General features: G+C 57.9%; 16 protein-coding genes. 14 read left to right on the top strand and 2 right to left on the bottom strand.

The features are described 5' to 3' along the window. Nucleotides 1-195 precede the first annotated feature (195 nt). The 14 genes from truA to ACJJIK_RS07980 all read left to right on the top strand — a co-directional run bounded on the left by truA (nt 196) and on the right by ACJJIK_RS07980 (nt 16,461). Complete coding sequence (gene truA, locus ACJJIK_RS08045) at nt 196-1,089, top strand: tRNA pseudouridine(38-40) synthase TruA (protein ID WP_444930297.1); 894 nt, start codon at nt 196-198, stop codon at nt 1,087-1,089. Nucleotides 1,090-1,205: 116 nt separating this feature from the next. Further along, entirely contained in the window at nt 1,206-1,814 is a 609-nt protein-coding gene (locus ACJJIK_RS08040; protein WP_444930298.1) for a phosphoribosylanthranilate isomerase, read from the top strand. A gap of 559 nt (nt 1,815-2,373) precedes the next feature. Then, nucleotides 2,374-3,591 carry a tryptophan synthase subunit beta gene (gene trpB, locus ACJJIK_RS08035; RefSeq protein ID WP_444930299.1) on the top strand — a complete coding sequence of 406 codons (1,218 nt, stop codon included), beginning with the start codon at nt 2,374-2,376 and terminating at the stop codon, nt 3,589-3,591. A gap of 91 nt (nt 3,592-3,682) precedes the next feature. After that, the gene (trpA, locus tag ACJJIK_RS08030) at nt 3,683-4,492 is read left to right on the top strand and encodes a tryptophan synthase subunit alpha (protein WP_444930300.1); all 810 of its coding nucleotides are present in this window, start codon (nt 3,683-3,685) and stop codon (nt 4,490-4,492) included. Between the two features lie 161 nt (nt 4,493-4,653). Then, complete coding sequence (accD, locus tag ACJJIK_RS08025; protein ID WP_444930301.1) at nt 4,654-5,508, top strand: acetyl-CoA carboxylase, carboxyltransferase subunit beta; 855 nt, start codon at nt 4,654-4,656, stop codon at nt 5,506-5,508. Nucleotides 5,509-5,586: 78 nt separating this feature from the next. After that, the gene (gene folC, locus ACJJIK_RS08020) at nt 5,587-6,861 is read left to right on the top strand and encodes a bifunctional tetrahydrofolate synthase/dihydrofolate synthase (RefSeq protein WP_444930302.1); all 1,275 of its coding nucleotides are present in this window, start codon (nt 5,587-5,589) and stop codon (nt 6,859-6,861) included. Further along, nucleotides 6,842-7,489: an SPOR domain-containing protein gene (locus ACJJIK_RS08015; RefSeq protein WP_444944706.1), complete on the top strand. Its 648-nt coding sequence runs from the start codon at nt 6,842-6,844 to the stop codon at nt 7,487-7,489. Before folC ends, ACJJIK_RS08015 begins: the two co-directional genes overlap by 20 nt. Nucleotides 7,490-7,734: 245 nt before the next feature. Further along, entirely contained in the window at nt 7,735-8,232 is a 498-nt protein-coding gene (locus tag ACJJIK_RS08010) for a CvpA family protein (protein WP_444930304.1), read from the top strand. A gap of 41 nt (nt 8,233-8,273) precedes the next feature. Continuing rightward, nucleotides 8,274-9,761, top strand: a complete 1,488-nt coding sequence (gene purF / locus ACJJIK_RS08005; RefSeq protein WP_444944705.1) for an amidophosphoribosyltransferase — start codon at nt 8,274-8,276, stop codon at nt 9,759-9,761. Nucleotides 9,762-9,930: 169 nt separating this feature from the next. Then, nucleotides 9,931-11,112, top strand: a complete 1,182-nt coding sequence (locus tag ACJJIK_RS08000; protein WP_444944704.1) for an O-succinylhomoserine sulfhydrylase — start codon at nt 9,931-9,933, stop codon at nt 11,110-11,112. A gap of 147 nt (nt 11,113-11,259) precedes the next feature. Next, nucleotides 11,260-12,171, top strand: a complete 912-nt coding sequence (locus tag ACJJIK_RS07995; protein ID WP_444930307.1) for an AAA family ATPase — start codon at nt 11,260-11,262, stop codon at nt 12,169-12,171. A 10-nt stretch (nt 12,172-12,181) separates the two neighbouring features. Continuing rightward, nucleotides 12,182-13,186 (top strand): DUF58 domain-containing protein, encoded by a 1,005-nt coding sequence (locus ACJJIK_RS07990; RefSeq protein ID WP_444944703.1) that lies wholly within the window; start codon nt 12,182-12,184, stop codon nt 13,184-13,186. Further along, nucleotides 13,186-15,216 carry a transglutaminase TgpA family protein gene (locus tag ACJJIK_RS07985; RefSeq protein WP_444944702.1) on the top strand — a complete coding sequence of 677 codons (2,031 nt, stop codon included), beginning with the start codon at nt 13,186-13,188 and terminating at the stop codon, nt 15,214-15,216. The genes ACJJIK_RS07990 and ACJJIK_RS07985 overlap by 1 nt, the downstream gene beginning before the upstream one ends. Nucleotides 15,217-15,267: 51 nt before the next feature. Then, nucleotides 15,268-16,461, top strand: coding sequence for an MFS transporter (locus ACJJIK_RS07980; RefSeq protein WP_444944701.1), 1,194 nt, complete (start codon nt 15,268-15,270; stop codon nt 16,459-16,461). A 198-nt stretch (nt 16,462-16,659) separates the two neighbouring features. On the opposite strand, the gene sppA is transcribed toward ACJJIK_RS07980, so the two are convergent. Continuing rightward, nucleotides 16,660-18,525: a signal peptide peptidase SppA gene (gene sppA / locus ACJJIK_RS07975; RefSeq protein WP_444944700.1), complete on the bottom strand. Its 1,866-nt coding sequence runs from the start codon at nt 18,523-18,525 to the stop codon at nt 16,660-16,662. An 85-nt stretch (nt 18,526-18,610) separates the two neighbouring features. Continuing rightward, nucleotides 18,611-18,958: a DUF2069 domain-containing protein gene (locus tag ACJJIK_RS07970; protein ID WP_444930314.1), complete on the bottom strand. Its 348-nt coding sequence runs from the start codon at nt 18,956-18,958 to the stop codon at nt 18,611-18,613. Nucleotides 18,959-18,963 lie beyond the last annotated feature (5 nt).

The raw sequence follows: 18,963 nt of genomic DNA, 5'->3' as shown, positions 1-18,963 counted from the left end.
TAGGGAAGTTCCTAAAGATTCCGCAGAGGTATTGCGGAATTGTTTATGGGTTCCTTAGGGGGCCTTCTCAGCGGCACAGGCCGTTTTAAAAAACCTCGCACTGGTTGCGAGGTTTTTTTATTTTTAGCGGGGTTTGCCCGCTAATAATCTTTCTCCAATTTGATTGGAATCTGTAGAGCAAGTGGTTTTGGTGATATGGCTCAGGTGATGCAGCGGGAATATATTTACAAACCGAACGGGGAGGTTCCCGAGGGCGAGGTGTTACCGGAGGGATTGCGCCGCATCGCCCTGGGTGTTGAGTATTGCGGTGCCAAACTGCACGGTTTTCAGAAACAGAAGTCTGCATCGGAGACGGTTCAGGCGCACTTGGAGCGCGCTTTATCTACGATTGCCGCAGAAACGGTGACCCTGGTTTGTGCGGGGCGCACCGATGCCGGGGTCCATGCCACCAATCAGGTAATCCATTTTGATACCCGCGCACAGCGGCCGGATCGCGCCTGGGTGCAGGGCGTGAATACGAAATTGCCGGATTCGGTGCGGGTGCGCTGGGCCCGCGAGGTGCCGGCGCAGTTCCACGCTCGATTTTCCGCCCGCGCCCGCAGTTATCGCTATCTGATCCACAGTGCGCCGACTCGCTCTGCCCATAGCGCTGCGGAGGTCACCTGGACTCAGCACCCGCTGGACTTGGAGGCGATGCGCGAAGGGGCCGGTTATCTGATAGGCCGCCATGATTTCACCAGCTACCGGGCGGCCCAGTGTCAGGCGAAGAGTCCGGTGCGTGAAATTACCCGCCTGGATATTGCCCCGGTGGGCCCACTGATCGCCCTGGAGATTAGCGCTAACGCCTTCCTTCACCATATGGTGCGCAATATCACCGGGGTTTTGATGGCTGTGGGGCGGGGGGAGCGCGCGCCCATCTGGGTGAAAGAGGTGCTGGATCAGCGGGATCGCTCCAGCGGTGGCGTTACTGCGCCGCCATTTGGTCTGTATCTCGTGGATGTCGACTATCCCGAGCAGTTTCAGCTCCCCCAGTGTGAACCGGGGCCACTATTGGTGTCCAAACCTTTGGGGGCTTTGCTCTCCAGCTAGGTCGCCAGTTTCCCTTGGTGAGGGTTGCAACGGGGTGCATTTCGCATTACGTGACTATCTGATAGTATCGATTCTCCCTTATTTGATCGGCCAGTCCGCTGGCTTTAGGTTGCATAATGCAAGTGAAAATTTGTGGAATAACCAACGTAAAAGACGCTGTAGTGGCTGTAGATGCCGGTGCTGATGCGCTGGGCTTGGTGTTTTACCAATCGAGCCCGCGCTGTATTGATCCCGCTACCGCAGTAGAGATTGCCGAGGCAGTTCCGCCCTTTGTTACCCTGACAGGGCTCTTTGTCGATGCCGCGCAGAGTGAAGTGGACGCTGTGCTGGAGTCGGTTCCCCTCAATTTACTTCAGTTTCACGGCAGTGAAAGCGCGCGTTTTTGTGAACAATTCCGGCGCCCCTATATCAAAGCATTGCGCATGAGGGATGATCTTGATCTAGATGCCGCCATGGCGGAACACCCCAGGGCGCGGGGCTTTCTGTTGGATACGTACAGGCCCGGTGTTCCCGGCGGTACTGGAGAGTCCTTTGACTGGGGGCGGGTGCCCCAGGACGGCGAGCGCCATATCATTCTCGCCGGCGGTTTAACCCCCAACAATGTCATCACCGCAGTAGAGATTGCGCGCCCGCACGGAGTGGATGTGAGTGGTGGTGTAGAGCTGGAGCCGGGGCGAAAGGACCGGCAAAAAGTTTTTGAATTTATCAGTGCGGCAAAAAGATAAGCCGCAAACGGGCACCAAAAGGTGCCGCCTGCCAACAGTCGCCAACCTGCGTATTTACACGGCTATTTCCAGGTGACGTTTGAATCGTTTAGGATAAATGACCGCTAACCCTGTTGAAGCGGTACAGAGACGTATTATCCGCCGCTATTGCTGGCGCGAATCGGTAAATACCCGCAGGTCGAGGTATCTGCGCCAGCACTTTCTGGCGATGTTTGAATAGCTCAGATAGAAGTACCCCGAATAGTATTAACGCGGCACAGAGACGTGCCGTTCGCCGGTCCTGCCGGCGCGAGCCAGTAAATATCAGCAGATTTGCGTATCTGCGCCAGTATTTTCTGGCGACGTTTGAATAGTTCAGGAGGAACTATCGCGAACAGTATTAAAGCGGCACAGAGACGTGCCGTTCGCCGGCCCTGCCGGCGCGAGCCAGTAAATATCAGCAGATCCACGTATCTGCGCCAGTATTTTCTGGCGACGTTTGAATAGTTCAGGAGGAACTATTCAAACATAAATAAACAGCAACACAATTTTAACCCCACGTGACCCACGGAGTGTGAGTGTGAGTAAGCCAGGTGCTATCGATTTTTCCACCTTCCCGGATGCGAGCGGACATTTTGGTCCCTACGGCGGTCGCTTTGTATCGGAGACACTGATCAGCGCATTGGATGAGCTTCAGGCGATGTATAGCCGCCTGAAAGATGATCCAGATTTTGTCGCTGCCTTTGATCACGATCTGGCGCACTATGTAGGCAGGCCATCGCCGCTGTATCTCGCTGAGCGACTGACTGAGCAGGCGGGCGGTGCGCGAATCTGGCTTAAGCGGGAGGATCTCAACCATACCGGTGCGCACAAGGTAAATAACACCGTGGGCCAGGCACTGTTGGCCAAACATAGCGGTAAAACCCGCGTTATTGCCGAAACCGGTGCGGGCCAGCACGGCGTGGCTACGGCCACTGTAGCGGCCCGTCTCGGGCTCCAGTGTACGGTTTACATGGGTGCAGAAGATGTTAAGCGCCAGTCCCCCAATGTCTATCGGATGAAGCTGCTGGGGGCAGAAGTGGTGCCGGTGGAATCCGGTTCCAAGACCCTCAAAGACGCGATGAATGAGGCTATGCGCGACTGGGTGACCAATGTGGATAATACTTTCTACATTATCGGCACTGTGGCGGGTCCCCATCCCTACCCGCAGCTGGTGCGGGACTTTAACTCTATTATCGGCCGCGAAGCCCGCAGTCAGAGCCTGGAGCGCTTTGGCCAGCTGCCCGATGCGCTGGTGGCCTGTGTCGGCGGTGGCTCCAATGCGATTGGCTTGTTCCACCCCTTCTTGAATGACACTGAAGTCAAGATGTTTGGCGTTGAGGCGGGCGGTGAAGGCCTGGCGACAGGCAAGCATGCCGCACCGCTAAATGACGGTATTCCCGGTGTTCTGCACGGCAACCGCACCTACCTGATGGAAGATGACGACGGCCAGATTATCGAAACCCACTCGGTTTCTGCGGGGCTCGACTACCCGGGTGTGGGCCCTGAGCACGCTTGGTTGAAGGATATCGGTCGGGTGGAGTATGTGACCGCCGACGATGACGAGGCTCTGGATGCCTTCCGCCGCCTCACTCGCACCGAGGGAATTTTGCCGGCATTGGAGTCCAGCCACGCGGTCGCTTACGCGCTCAAGCTGGCGGCCTCTATGAGCCCAGAGCAAAATGTTCTGGTGAATCTCTCCGGTCGGGGTGACAAGGATATTTTCACCGTTGCCGCTATCGATGGTATCGAGGTATAGCAAAATCGGCGCCCGCCCTGGAGGTGGGCAAAATGGCTGAAGATCCAATAATTGAACTGGTTTTTGCCAGGATTGCCTCAGGGAATACATTGTGACAGAACAAAATAGAATTGATCGCCGCTTTACCGAGTTGCGCGATGAGGGCCGCAAGGCGCTGGTAACTTACATTGTCGCCGGCGATGGCGGTCTGGAAAATACCGTACCGCTGATGCATCAGCTGGTGGCCAGCGGGGCCGATGTGATCGAGTTGGGGGTGCCGTTTTCCGACCCTATGGCGGAGGGGCCGGTAATTCAGAAGGGGCACGAGCGGGCGCTGGCCAATGGCACCTCGCTGCGCAAATGTCTGGCGCTGGTAAAGGAGTTCCGCCAGTCGAACGATGATACGCCGGTGATCCTGATGGGCTATGCCAACCCCATTCAGCGTATGGGTGAGCTGGAATTTGCCGAGGCGGCCTCGGCTGCCGGGGTCGATGGCGCTTTGACCGTAGACCTGCCGGCGGAAGAGGCCGGTTCTCTGAATGCCTTTTTGGCCGAGCGCAATCTGCGCAGCATCTTCCTGTTGACCCCCACCACCACAGAAGAGCGAATTCGCGAAATTACCGGCCTCGCCAGTGGTTTTGTTTACTACGTCTCCCTGAAAGGGGTTACTGGCGCCGGTCATCTGGATTTGGATTCTGTGCGCGACAATCTGGACCATATCCGCCAGTTTACCGATCTGCCCCTGTGTGTTGGCTTCGGTATTAAAGATGGTGCCTCGGCCCGCCAGGTCAGCGCCCATGGCGACGGCGCCGTGGTGGGCAGTGTGCTGGTGTCGGCAGTGGATGCGGCGGCAGACCTGGAGGCCGCTAAAATCGCAGTGGGGACTATTGTCAGGGAGATGCGAGAGGCCCTGGATCACTAGAAAACAGCCATAGCCCTAAGCGCAAATCTGGCCAGAAAGCCAAAAATAGCGGCTGATCTGGCCGGGTTTGTTAGTCAGCTTAGTGTTTTAATTCGTAGCCTGAAACCCATTGGTCGGTAAAATGTGCCGGCCCGAAGAAAGCATCCGGATGTGGAAACGAGATGAGCTGGTTAGAAAAAATTGTCCCTGCGGTAATTCGCACAGAGCGTCGCACCGGCAGCAGCAAGGTCCCCGAGGGGGTTTGGAAGAAGTGCGTCAAATGCGATGCGATGCTTTATCGCCCGGAGCTGGAACGCAATCTGGATGTGTGCCCCAAGTGCGATCACCACTTTAGAATCGGCGCCCGTCGCCGCCTGGATATCTTCCTCGACGAGGAGGGCCGTGAAGAGCTGGCCACCGATGTGCAGCCGGTTGATCGCCTGAAGTTTAAAGACGTTAAAAAGTACAAAGATCGCCTGGTACAGGCGCAAAAATCCACGGGTGAAAAAGATGCCCTGATCGCCATGCAGGGTACCCTAAACGATGCTCCCCTGGTCGCGGTGGCATTTGAGTTCGCTTTCCACGGCGGCTCCATGGGCTATGTGGTCGGTGAGCGCTTTACCCGTGCGGCCCAGCGCGCACTGGAGCAGCGTATCCCGCTGGTTTGCTTCTCCGCTACCGGTGGTGCCCGTATGCAGGAGGCCCTGATCTCGCTGATGCAGATGGCCAAAACCTCGGCGGTGCTGGAAAAAATGAAGATGGCCGGCGTGCCCTATATCTCCATTATGACCGACCCGGTGTACGGCGGTGTCTCCGCATCCCTGGCTCTGCTGGGGGATATCAACGCGGCGGAGCCCGGTGCCCGCGCCGGATTTGCCGGCCCCAATATTATCGAGCAGACCATTCGCCAGAAATTGCCGAAAGGTTTCCAGCGCAGTGAATTCCTGCTGGAGCACGGCGCTATCGATATGATTATTCCGCGCAAGGAAATGCGCTCTACAGTTTCCCGCATATTGGGTAAACTGACCGGAAATTGATTTCTATTCCCCTGGGGCAATGCTGTGATCAGCCTTAACAAGGGTTGATTACAGCCCCCATCACCGATGTTTTCAACTATGCCTTCACTGCAAGATTGGCTCTCCCGCCTGGAGCAGCTACACCCCACTGAAATTGAATTAGGTCTTGAGCGTGTCGCTTCTGTGGCCAGTGCGCTGGGTATCCAGAAGCCAGCGCCGACGGTTGTCACTGTGGCGGGCACCAATGGCAAGGGGTCCTGTGTGGCGACCATGGAGGCGCTGCTGTGTCGGGGCGGGCACTCCGTAGGTGCCTATAGTTCCCCACACTTGCTGCGCTTTAACGAGCGGGTGCGCATCGGTGGTGAGGAGGTTGCCGATAAAGATTTGGTGTTGGCCTTTGAGGCGATCGAAGCCGCTCGCGGCGACACCAGCCTGACCTACTTTGAATACACCACCCTGGCGGCGCTCTGGTTATTCCAGCGCGCGGGTGTCGAGTTTGCGCTGTTGGAGGTCGGTCTGGGCGGGCGCCTGGACGCCGTTAATCTGGTGGATGCGGACCTCGCCATTATCACCAGCGTTGCTATCGATCACGAGGACTGGCTCGGCAGCGATCGGGAAATTATCGGCCGCGAAAAAGCCGGTATCCTGCGCGCGGGAGCGCCTTTTGTCTGCGCGGATAGTGAACCCACCCAATCTGTGCTGTCTGCGGCAGAAAAATTAGCCAGTTCCAGTTATTTTATTGGGCAGGATTTCTCCCTGGTGACAGGGGGGGATAACAGAGAACTTTACCGCTTCGGTGAGTTGGAATTTGCGCTGCCTCAAATCAGTTTGCCGCGCCCGAGTATCGCCGCTGCGATAACGGCCCTGGCCCTGCTCGATGTGCTGCCTCAGGGGGGCGTTGAATCTGCCCTGACTGAAATTGGTCTGCCGGGGCGCTGCCAGCAGGTCCAGTGGCAGGGGAGCAACCTGCTCCTGGATGTGGGGCACAACCCGGCAGCGGCCCAGCACCTGGCCAAATGGCTCGGGGATCACCCTGTCGCCGGCAAGACCCACGGGCTGGTCGCGGCTATGTCGGATAAGGACCTGGCGGGACTTTTCGCACCGCTGCGGGAACTGGTGGATACCTGGCACCCCGCAGAATTGCCGGGCAACAGCCGTGCCGCAGGGGCGGAGGCCTTAGTGGCGGGGCTGCTTGAGGCCGGTGTAGAGGCAACGAACGTCGATAGCCGCTGTCCAAGCGTCGCCGATGGTTTGCAGCAGTTGCTAGCGACCATGGGGGCGCAAGATAGGTTGCTTGTGTTTGGTTCCTTCTTTACTGTGGCTGAGGTTCTGCAGCAGATGCGAGACGAAGGTAATGGAGAATTGCGAGGGTAACCCCTCCCGCCGAGGGCGACTGAACGACGGTTTTAAGCAGCGTATTGTCGGTGCGCTGGTATTGGCTGCGCTTGCAGTTATTTTTCTGCCCAGCCTACTGGACCGCGAGGCCGCCGGTAATATCAGCGAAACCAGCCAGATCCCAGCGGAGCCGGATATACGCCCTATTGAGATCGCCGAGCCGCAGCGGGTTGCGGATGCGCTGCCGGCGCCGGCGCCAGAGGATGCTTTCCAGCCGGATCTGCCGGAACACTTTGCCAATCCCGAGGCACCGGAGCCGGCTGCCGATGCCGGGGAGGCGCCGGAGGTTGCCCGGAGTGATGACGCGGTGGCCAGTCAGGCGGCGCCCAAGAAGGGGGCTTCCCCGCTGGTGGATGCCTATGGATTGCCCGTGGCCTGGGTGGTACAGGTGGGCTCCTATCGGGATGAATCCCGTGCGGAAAAGCTGCGTCTGCGCCTGATGGATGGTGGCTACAAGGCCTATACTCGGGCGGTGGAGACGGACAGGGGGCGCCTGGTGCGAGTTTTCGTCGGGCCCAAGGTCAACAAGGCCGATGCCCAGCAGTTGAAGAGAGAGCTGGATACCCTTCTGCAAGCGCAAACTCTTGTGCTTCAGTTCAAGGCCTAGCCGGCCTCTATATCTCCCCCAGGTTGTCACTGTTCCGGCTCGCGGCGGATGGTGACGGCCCAGGGGGATACTGTCACTCTGCACTTTTGTTCGTTATTAGCCAATTGCCACGGCGCCAAACGTCCAGGAAGGGCGGTACTATAAGTAATAAATTCCAATCGGTTGGCCTACGGCTTCACGCGCATAGTCCCTTCAGTTAGAATGCGCGCTCTTCGCGGCAACAGCCGCCACGCAGGTAGGATCGAATGAATTGGGCTGACTGGACCATTCTGGCTGTTGTGGGTATCTCCACGCTTATCGGCCTTAGTCGAGGTTTCATCAAGGAAACCCTGTCTCTGCTTACCTGGATTGCCGCCTTTATCGTCGCCATGATGTTTCGCGATCAGCTGGCGCCAATGCTTTCCAATCTCGTTGATACCCCCTCCCTTCAGATGATCGCGGCCTTTGCCATATTGTTTATCGGCACGCTGCTCGCTGGCGCCGGTATCAATATGATGCTCGCCGCCTTTGTCGAGGCGACGGGGCTATCCGGTACAGATCGGGTTTTGGGAATGGCGTTTGGCCTGGTGCGGGGCGCTATTGTCGTGATAGCTCTGCTGATCCTGGCCCCGGCGCTGGTGCCGGTAGAGCAGGACAGCTGGTGGAATCAATCGGTGCTGATTCCTCACTTCCTCGAATTTGAGGGTAGTGCGCGGGAGCTGGCGGGCTCCGTTAAGGAATTCTTTGTAAAGTTTTTTAAATAGGGCGCCACAAGCGCTCTTCTCGAGTCAATAGGGTCAAATATATGTGTGGTATCGTCGGTATCGTCGGTAAGAGTGACGTCAATCTACAGCTCTATGATGGGCTCACTCTACTACAGCACAGGGGACAGGATGCCGCCGGTATCGTGACCTGTGACGATGATCGCCTGAACCAGCAGAAAGCCAATGGTTTGGTTCGCGACGTATTCCGCGCGCGGGACATGGAGCGTCTGAAGGGTAATTTTGGCATCGGTCACGTGCGCTATCCCACTGCCGGTGGCTCTGGCCCGGCACTGGCTCAGCCGTTCTACGTAAACTCGCCCTACGGCATTGCCATGGCGCACAACGGCAATCTCACCAATGCCCACGAGGTGGTCGATGAGATTTTCCAGCAGGACCTGCGTCATATCAATACAGATTCTGACTCAGAAGTTTTACTCAACGTTTTCGCCCACGAGCTGCACAAGTTGCACAAGTTGCAGCCCAAAGCGGAAGATATCTTCAGCGCGATGCGCTCCGTACACAAGCGCGTGCGCGGCGCCTATGCCTGTGTGGCCCTGATCGTCGGTTACGGTATTGTCGCTTTCCGCGACCCCAACGGTATTCGCCCTCTGGTTTACGGCAAGCGCGAAACCGAGAAGGGCACCGAGTATATGGTGGCCTCTGAGTCTGTGGCTCTGGATGTGCTGGGTTATACCCTGGTGCGCGACGTGGCCCCCGGTGAAGCGATCTATATCGAACTGGATGGCACCTTGCACTCCGAACAGTGTTCAGATAACCCGTCTCTGAGCCCCTGTATTTTTGAGCACGTGTACTTTGCCCGCCCGGACTCCATTATGGATGGGGTGTCGGTACACAAGGCGCGCCTGCGTCAGGGTGAGCACTTGGCGGATAAAATCCTCAGCATACGCCCGGATCACGATATCGATGTGGTTATCCCGATCCCGGATTCTGCCCGCACCGCAGGGCAGACAGTGGCCCACCGCCTGGGGGTGAAATTCCGTGAGGGCATGGTGAAGAACCGCTATATCGGTCGCACCTTTATTATGCCCGGCCAGAAGGAGCGCAAAAAGTCAGTTCGCCAGAAGCTCAATGCCATTGAGCTGGAATTCCGCGGCAAGAACGTGCTGCTGGTGGACGATTCCATTGTACGCGGTACTACCTGCAAGCAGATTATCCAGATGGCCCGCGACGCCGGTGCTGCCAAGGTGTATTTCGCCAGCGCCGCCCCCGCCGTTAAGTATCCGAACGTATACGGTATCGATATGCCTTCGGCTACCGAGCTGGTGGCCCACGGCCGCAGCACCGAGGAAATCTGTGAGGAGATCGGGGCGGACTGGTTGATCTACCAGGAGTTGGAAGATCTGGTGGTCAGCTCCAGTGGCGGCAAACAGAAAATTGAGCGCTTTGACTGCTCTGTATTTGACGGCAATTACATCACCGGTGACGTGGACGAGGAATATCTCAACGACCTACACGCCCAGCGCAATGACGGCGCCAAGGGCAAGAAGGTCGATGCCAGCGCCCTGTAATTCCCTTTGACCGGGCCTGTCCCGAGCGGCCGGCGGCAAAAATCTGTTTTTGTAGCCTGCCGAAAGTAAAAAAGCGTAAGCGCCCTTTTCTCGCGGCAGAAGAGGGCGCCAGCTCAGAGCGTTTCGGTTAATATGACTGCTTCCCAAAATACTGACCAGGAAGCGGTATATGTTTGAAGACGACGGTTACGCTCTGGAAACCCTGGCGGTGCGCGCCGGCCAGGTTCGCTCACCGGAAGGGGAGCACTCCGAGGCGCTCCACCTTACCTCCAGTTATGTTTTCCCCTCTGCTGCGGAAGCTGCCGCACGCTTTTCCGGTGAAAGTGCCGGCAACGTCTATTCCCGCTATACCAATCCCACCGTACGCACTTTTGAAGAGCGCATTGCCGCGCTTGAAGGCGGTGAAGCCGCCGTTGCTACGGCCAGTGGTATGGCCGCTATTCTCAGTATTTGTATGGCGCTGCTAAAAAGTGGCGACCACGTTATTTGTTCCCGCAGTGTTTTCGGTACTACAACGGCACTGTTTGGCCGCTATATGGAAAAATTTGGCGTGCGGGTGAGCTATGTCGATTTGACCGATATGGATGCCTGGAAACAGGCGGTGAATGGCGCCACTAAATTGCTGTTTATGGAAACGCCCTCCAACCCTCTGTGTGAGGTGGCGGATATCCGCGCACTGGCGCAAGTTGCCCACAGTGCCGGTGCCATGCTGGTGGTGGATAACTGTTTTTGTACCCCGGCTCTGCAACGCCCGCTATCCATGGGCGCCGATATCGTGGTGCACTCCGCGACTAAATTCCTCGATGGTCAGGGCCGGGCGCTGGGGGGTGTTGCCGTTGGCCGCAAGGCGGTGATGGATGAGCTGGTGGTTTTCCTGCGCACTGCCGGGCCCAGTATGAGCCCGTTTAATGCCTGGGTATTTCTCAAAGGCCTGGAGACGTTAAAACTGCGTATGCAGGCGCACTGCACCAATGCCCTGGATTTGGCTTGGTGGCTCGACGAGCAGGAGATGGTGGAGAAGGTGAATTACACCGGCCTGCCCAAGCACCCGCAGCACCGCTTGGCGCGGGAGCAGCAGGACGCTTTTGGCGCAGTGCTGAGTTTTACCGTGCGCGGCGGTCGCGAGGCGGCCTGGAAGGTGATCGATAATTGTAAAATTCTCTCCTGTACCGCCAATTTAGGCGATGCAAAAACCACGATCGTACACCCCGCGACCACTACTCACAGTCGCCTCAGTGATGAAGACAAAGCCCGCGCCGGGATTAGCGAGAATCTGATTCGTATTTCCGTCGGGCTTGAAAATGTTGAGGATCTCAAGCGCGACCTGATGCGCGGATTGTTCCAGTTATAGGCGCTAGCGTAAGCGTCCAGCTACCTATGATTATTAGCGGACCGTGGAATACGGTTCGCGGGTTCCGGTAGCGCCTGTACTTGTTAGAGTTTCTGCCGGTGTGCAGTAACAATCCCCCGAGAAAAATTGAGCAGTAATGGATTTGCCGTGCAAAAAATAGTTTCCGCCATCGTGTCTGATATCGGCAGTGTTTTATTGGGTAAAGAGCGTCAGGTGAAATTGGCGCTGGCCTGTTTGCTGTCAAAAGGCCACCTGTTGATTGAAGACCTGCCGGGTATGGGTAAGACCACTTTGGCCCACGCGCTCGCGCAGGTACTGGGACTGACCTATAAACGGGTGCAGTTCACTAGTGATATGTTGCCGGCGGATATCCTCGGTGTTTCGATATTTGATCGGGAATCCAGCCAATTCCATTTTCACGAGGGGCCGGTTTTTAGCCAGGTATTACTGGCGGATGAAATTAATCGCTCATCGCCAAAAACCCAGAGTGCCTTGTTGGAGGCGATGGAAGAGCGCCAGGTGAGCGTCGACGGGGAGACCCGCACACTGCCGAAACCTTTTTTTGTGATTGCCACGCAAAACCCGATGCAGCAGTCGGGCACTTTTGCCCTGCCGGAATCCCAGTTGGATCGCTTTTTAATGCGTATCAGCCTGGGCTACCCCACCCGCGAGGCGGAGCGGGCTTTGTATATGGGTGCTGACCCCAGGCGGCAACTGGCGAGTTTAAAGCCCCGCATCGATACCGCCACACTCGGCAAAATGCAAAGCCTGGTAGGGCAGGTAAAGACTTCCGACAGCCTGCTGGATTATCTGGAGCGCCTGGTATTGCACACCCGGCAGAGCCCGGACTGCGCCGTGGGTTTATCGCCGCGAGGCGCTTTGGCGCTGCTGCGCGCGGCCAAGGCCTGGGCGCTGATTCACAATCGCGGCCATGTGTTGCCCGAGGATATTCAGGCGGTGTTGCCAGCGGTGGCGGGACATCGCCTACAGAGCGATGGCGCCAACGGTGACCAATTAGTAGAGCGCCTGTTGCGCCAAGTGGATGTGATTACAGCCTGAGTCGATAAGTGTGAATCATTCCTCAAGCCGAAGCGCCTCCCGCAATCCCCTGCGTATGCTGGCGGAGTCCTGGCGCAATCTGACGCAGCGCTGGCTCAGTCGCCGCGCGCCCCGGGCCCGTGCGATCACCCTCAACCACAGCCGCTTGTTTATCCTGCCCACTCGCGCGGGACTGGGCTTTCTCGTGGTGGTTGTGCTGCTGTGGCTGCTGGGTACCAATTATGAGAACAACCTGGTTTTCGCTTTAACCTTTTTGTTGGTCAGTATTTTCGCAGTGCTGCCGCTGCACACTTTTGCCAACTTGACCGGGGTGCACCTGCGTCTGCTGGGCACCCGGGCGGCTTTTGCCGGCGACTTTGCCGAGGCGGAAATTAATGTGAGCTGCGAGGGCCGGCGAGAGCGGGAGTGGCTCGAATTGAGCTGGCCGCCGGAGCAGGGCAGTCGCGTGGATCTGTGTGAGCAGAAAAGCGCCGATGTGTGTATCTCGCTGCCCGTAGTAAAGCGCGGCCGAGTACAGGCGCCGCGATTGCGGGTTGAAAGTCGTTTTCCCCTGGGGCTGTTTTGCTGCTGGAGCCGCATCGATCTGGATGTTGAATTTTTGGTCTATCCCCGCCCTATTTCTGCGGGGCCTCTCCCCCTTGGCGAAGCTATCGCCGAGGGGGAGTTTGGCGAGGTGCAGCGGGGCGGAGATGACTACGCAGCGCTAAAACCCTATCAAGCGGGGGATTCCCTGCGCCATGTGGCCTGGAAGCAATATGCGGCGGGGCGCGACCTTTACAGCAAAGACTACGAGCGCAGAACTGATACGCGTTTGTGGCTCGACTGGGACCTACTCGATGGCAGAGCTGTGGAAATGCGCCTGAGCAATCTCTGTGACTGGGCGCTGCAAGCGGAAAAGCAGGGCATTGCCTACGGTTTGCGCCTGCCCGGTGTCTCCATCGAGCCCGCGCTCGGCCCCGAGCATCAACAGCGGGTCTTGCAGGCCTTGGCCCTATATCCCGAGCGAGGTCAGTGATGGCGGGGAACAAGGATTTATTGCCGCGCGAAAGCCTGCTGTGGATTTTTGCCGCTCAGTTTGTCGCGCTGTTGCCACAATTCACAATACTGCCACTGTGGGTGGCTTTCGCCTGGGCGTTTGCGGTTTATTGGCGCCTGGAAGTTTTTCGTGGGCGCAGGGATCTACCGGGGCGCACGCTGAAAATAGTCGTGATTGTATTGACAGTGGCGGGGCTGGCCCTGTCTTACCGGCGCTGGTTTGCGCTGGAGCCGATGATCGCGCTGCTGGCAATCTCCTTTACGCTGAAAAACCTCGAACTGGTCAGCCGCAGGGATGCCTTTGTCAGCTTGTTGCTGGCCTATTTTGTCGCCGCCACCCTGTTTGTCCAAGAGCAGACTATTCCCTATGCGCTTTACGGTCTGCTCAGTGTGCTGGTGATTACTGCGGCGCTGGCGGCGCAGTTGGGGCGCTTTAGCGCGCGCCCGCGCCGGGCTCTGGGATTGTCCGTGCGCCTAGTGGCACAGGCTGCGCCGCTGATGGTGTTGTTGTTTTTGGTGATGCCGAGGCTGGGGCCCCTGTGGTCGGTGCCGCAAAATACTGCCGCTGGGCGCACGGGGGTCAGCGATTCCATGGCTCCGGGAGACTTTACCGAGCTTTCCAAATCCAGCAAGCCGACCCTGCGTATCTCCTTTGATGGCCCGATTCCCCCCCCTGAGCAGCGCTACTGGCGCGGGCTGGTGTACTCGGAATTTGACGGCCGCACCTGGCGCCAGGGCTATGGCGTGGACCCCCATAACGGTGGGCGGGTGTACTGGAGAAATGGTGAGCAGACCCTGCCGCAAGTGGGCCCCCGCTATCGCTATCAGGTGATTCAGGAGGCGAGCCGCAGCCCCTGGCTGTTCGCCATGGCACAGCCGGCCTCGGAGAGCCCGGGTGTTGGTGAGACGGCGGATGATCGCCTGGTAAAGCGCACTCCGGTTTTTAACCGCTTTGCATACCAGGTCAGTTCCTGGCCCCGGGAAGCCCTGTCTTCCCCTGCCGCCCTCAGCCCTGTGGAGCGGCGCCGGAACCTGCAATTGCCCGGCTCTGGCAATGCCCGTACCCGCCAGTGGCTCGCCTCTCTGCGGGACCGGGGGCTCGGCGCTGAGGCGATTTCCTCTCAGCTGCTGTCGCACTTCAACCGGACTTTTACTTACACCTTGAAGCCTCCGGCACTGGGCCGCGATACGGTCGATGAATTTCTTTTCGACAGCCAGCAGGGGTTCTGCGAACACTTTGCCGGCAGTTATGTGTTTGCCATGCGCGCCGCCGGGATACCGGCGCGGGTGGTGGCGGGCTACCAGGGCGGCGAGTGGGTGAGCGGGGAAGAGTACCTGCTGGTACGGGAATACGATGCCCACGCCTGGGCTGAGATTTGGCTCGACGGCCGCGGCTGGCAGCGTGTCGACCCCACCGCAGCGGTGGCGCCGGAGCGGGTGCGCGATGGCCTGGAGAGTGCGGCGGGTGAGGAGTTTATGCAGGATTCGCTGTTTCCCCTACACCGTATCGGCATTCTGACTAGGATGCGCTTGCAGTGGGATATGATCAACTACCGTTGGTACCAAACTGTTGTGAGCTTTAATGCCGACCGGCAACAGAATATATTGCAGCGCTTATTCGGTGACCTGTCTCCGCTGCGTATGGCCCTTTTATTGGGCGCGCCGATACTCGTACTGCTGCTCGGTATCAGCTTGTGGGCAGCCCGCTCTGGTCGAGGCCCTAAGCTGGCACCTGCGGAGAGGCTGTATCAGCGCTTTTGCCAGCGTATGGCCCGCAAGGGTGTTGAGCGGCGCTCCGGTGAGGCAGCCGGTGATTACGTCCGCCGTATTGCCGAGGAGAGGGCCTCGCTGGCAAATTATGCCCGAGCGGTGACTGAGGCATTTGAGTTGGCGACCTACGCTGGCGATGCCGGCGCATTAAAAACACTGCGACGGCTGTCGAGCGGGTATTTCTGGCTGCGGCATTCAGAGAATATGGCGCCGCAAAAGCGCGAGCTGGCAGGTTATTAATCATTGAGTTATTTCGTATCTAAAATGCCAAGCCGCTTGCAAAGATTTTTGTTGGGCTACAGTGGTACCTCCCTGGCAACCGGCCTACAGGTGATATTGCTGCCCTGGATTGCGCTGACCATTGTCGATCTTCCCGCCCTGCAGCTGGGCTGGATACAGGCGTCTGTGTTGCTGCCAAATCTGGTGTTTCTGTTATTTGGCGGCGCTCTGGCGGATCGGCGAGACCCGGCCCTGGTATCGGCCCTGGCCTGCTTTGGTCTGGCGCTTTGCCATAGCGCACTGTTGTTGTATTTCACCTTCCATGTTCTGACCCTATCCACCCTGATGATTTACGGTATTTGCCTGGGGGTGTGCAGCGCTTTTCTACAGCCGGCGCGGGATAACCTGGTGCAGCGCAGCGCCCGCAATGGCAGGGGGCGGGCCACCGAGCGGGGCGTGCAAAAAACGGTTACCTGGATGATGCTGGCACAGTACGGTGGCCAGGCGGTGGGTATGCTGCTGGCGAGCCGCTTCGATCAGTGGGGCTTGCAGCACCTACTGGGGGTACAGATCGCGGTTGTATCGGTGGCCTCGCTACTGCTCTTGTCTCTGCGTCAGCCCCAGGCGTGCCAAGCGGTATCGGAAAAGCGACCCCACGCTCTGATTTTGGATGGCCTCGGCCAGGCTTGGAAGCATCCAGTTCTGCGAGAGTTGACCGCATTGATGGCCTTTAATGGCTTTGTGCATATCGGGGTTTTCCTGGTGGTGTTACCGCTGCTGGCTGAGGATTACGGCCGTGGTGCCGGCTACTACGCAACGCTGCAATTGGCATTTGTCGCGGGCACGGTAATCGCAACGGTGACCATGTTGAGGCGGGGGCAGGGGCAGGAACCGGGGCGCGGTATTTTGATGTGCCTGCTCTATAGTGCCGCGCTGTTGATTGCCATCAGTCTGGGGCCCACTCAGTTTGGTTTGATCCTGCTGTGCCTGTGTTGGGGCGCGGTCGCAGCGGCCTCTGCGGGATTGGGGCGGGGCATAGTGCAGCTGCTGGCGCCGGCAGATTATCGCAGTCGTATTATTTCTATTTACCAGTTTGCCCTATTTGGTTCGGCCGCGCTGGGTGCGCTGGTGGCGGGTGTGTTGAGCGAAGTCGCCGCGCCCCTGGCTACATTGCAGTGGGCGGGAATCTTGAGTCTATTGGCCTTCGTCCTGGTTGCCCTGAGCGGAGCCCTGCGGCAGGTAAAAATTTCCGATGGCGAGGTATAGGCCGGGCAGTCCGGCGATGATATCGGTTTATAGCGGAGTTAAGTTAAGGAGAGTGGTTTGAGTTATTGGCACTCTTTGTTTTATGCGATTTTTTTCTCGCCAGTTAGCGCTTTAAACAAATAATAAAAGGTGCGCGCATAAGTTCTATGGGCGTCCGCGCCGGCATTGCGCCGGCGCAGTGTAATGGCCCTTGGGGTCTTAGGGTGCGAGACAGGAGAGGCAGCGCACGTAGAGGCCGCGTGGGTCGCGGAAGCTCTGCAACTCGCCGATGGGTGCCAAAATCGGATTTAAGCTATTAAACCAGGCCCCCAGAGGTAGGTTTTCCTCAAGGCTGGCGGCGATACGGGCATCCACATTGTCGCTCAGGGCGCGCAGGAACTTCTCACCGGGTGTCAGTTCGCGCTGGATCTCTATGACGTCGTACTCTTCGATTTCGGCAAGCTGTGCGGCGTCGGCAATGGCATCGTTGAGATTGCCGAGATCATCGACCAGCCCCAGATTTTTGGCTGCGCGCCCGGTCCAGACCTGGCCTTGGGCAATCTTGTGTACTTCCTTGGGGGTGCTGCCACGGGCTTCGGCCACAATCCTCAGAAATTTGGTGTAGGTATTGTCTACGCCCTGTTGCAGGATATTGGCTGCGGCCTCGGGTAGAGCGCGATCCAGGCGCATGCTGCCGGCCAGGTCCGAGGTGCCCACGCCGTCGGTGTAAATCCCCAGGGCTTCGAGAGAGTCCTCGAATGTGGGGAAGGCGCCAAATACACCGATAGAACCTGTCAGGGTTGCGGGAGATGCCCAGATGCGATCGCCACCGGTGGCGATCCAGTAGCCGCCGGATGCGGCCAGACTGCCCATGGAGACAACTACCGGGATATCGGCTTCGCGGGTGGCGAGCAATTCCTGTCGAATGGCCTCCGAAGCGAAGGCGGAGCCGCCGCCACTATCGATGCGTAAAACCAGGGCATCGACTTCCTTCTCGCGTGCCTGGGCGATCAGTTTTACCAGGCTTTCGCTGCCAATTTTACCGGCGGGCGCCCGGCCATCGACAATCGAGCCGCTGGCAGTGATCAGGGCGATCTGATTGGGCTCTTTCTTGATCGCGACTTCGCTCAGTTTCTGGCTGCGCAAATAGGTGAGGGCATCGATGGATTTGTAGTTGCGCTTGTCGTTCTCATCTGCGCCAATAGTCTCGCGCAACTCCTGGACGGCCAAATTGCGGCTGGCCAGTTGATCGACTAATTTATTGGCCAGAGCGGTGCGCGCCCAGTCACCCTCGTGCTGTTGCAACTTCAGGGGCAGCTCGTCGATAAACAGATCGATACTCTCTGTGGGCAGATTGCGCAGGCCGGTCACCTGTTCGGTGTACTCGCTCCAGAGCTCGTGCAGCCAGCGCTGGTTGTTCTCGCGGGAGGCCGGAGACATATCGTCGCGGGTATAGGGCTCGATAAAATCCTTGTAGTCGCCCACGCGGAAGACATGGAAATTGACTTTGAGCTTCTCCAGCGCACTCTTGTAGTAGTTCCGGTAGAGACCAAAACCGGTGAGCATTACCGAGCCCATTGGGTTCAGGTATACCTTGTCGGCGTGGCTGGCGAGGAAATACTGCGCCTGAGTGTAGTTGTCACCCACGGCGTAAATGGGCTTGTCGGCGGCCTTAAAGCGTTGCAGTGCGGCGCCAATCTCATCGAGCTTACTGAGGCTGCCACCGATCATATGGTCGAGTTCTAGCACCAGTGCAGAAATGCGCTTGTCTTGCGCAGCCCTATCGATCGCGTCGACAAGATCCTTCACCCTGACTTCGGTCGGCCCCTGGGCGCCGCCGAGGAAAATCGGCAAGCCGCTGGGCTGACTGAGTTCATCCACCAGGAAGCCGCTGGGGGCCACCCGCAGGGCGGCGCCCTGAGGGACCACTAACTGTTCATCCTTGCTAAAAAGAGCAGTGCCGATGAACACCAGTAGTACAAGGAATACCAGGTTGGTAAACACTCGCCTCAGCCAGGTGATGGAGCCGCCAATGGCGGCAAAAAAACGCCGGAAAAATCCTTTCTCATCAGATGAATCAGTCAAACCTCAAAACTCCTTAGTGCGCTGAGGGCAAGTAATCTCTACTTATTTGTCGCGAAATCATAAGCGATATGAGCTGCGGCGGGGGTTACTGCAAGCGATGCCAGCGGCTGCTCATCATTGAAGAAAAGAATAGGATAAGGCTAAGGGCTACCAGTACGCCATCCTGCCAGCCGCGTGTAGGCATCATTACATCGACAATACTGGCGGTGATATATAGCAAAAGGATAAAGCAGAGCCACAGGTAGCTGCGGTAGTGCTGCTTGATCAACCCCGGCAGTACCAGCAGTAGAGGTATGGTCTGCAAGCACCACAGGAAAACGGAGCCGCCTTCGAGGAATAGGTTCCAGGCCGCAAACAGCAACAGCATACCGATATAGCAAATCCAGTTAACTCGCAGCGCTATCTTGAGTTTGCGCTGTACGGAATCGTTCACACTTT

This window comes from Microbulbifer regidiadema (SeqCode), from assembly GCF_052466995.1.
This window is presented reverse-complemented; position numbering and strand designations above follow the sequence as displayed.

Coding starts and splice junctions, on each gene's coding strand:
- truA (WP_444930297.1), top strand. CDS start 196: ATGGCTCAGGTGATGCAGCGGGAATATATTTACAAACCGAACGGGGAG.
- ACJJIK_RS08010 (WP_444930304.1), top strand. CDS start 7,735: ATGAATTGGGCTGACTGGACCATTCTGGCTGTTGTGGGTATCTCCACG.
- ACJJIK_RS08000 (WP_444944704.1), top strand. CDS start 9,931: ATGTTTGAAGACGACGGTTACGCTCTGGAAACCCTGGCGGTGCGCGCC.
- ACJJIK_RS08015 (WP_444944706.1), top strand. CDS start 6,842: ATGGAGAATTGCGAGGGTAACCCCTCCCGCCGAGGGCGACTGAACGAC.
- ACJJIK_RS08040 (WP_444930298.1), top strand. CDS start 1,206: ATGCAAGTGAAAATTTGTGGAATAACCAACGTAAAAGACGCTGTAGTG.
- accD (WP_444930301.1), top strand. CDS start 4,654: ATGAGCTGGTTAGAAAAAATTGTCCCTGCGGTAATTCGCACAGAGCGT.
- purF (WP_444944705.1), top strand. CDS start 8,274: ATGTGTGGTATCGTCGGTATCGTCGGTAAGAGTGACGTCAATCTACAG.
- folC (WP_444930302.1), top strand. CDS start 5,587: ATGCCTTCACTGCAAGATTGGCTCTCCCGCCTGGAGCAGCTACACCCC.
- ACJJIK_RS07985 (WP_444944702.1), top strand. CDS start 13,186: ATGGCGGGGAACAAGGATTTATTGCCGCGCGAAAGCCTGCTGTGGATT.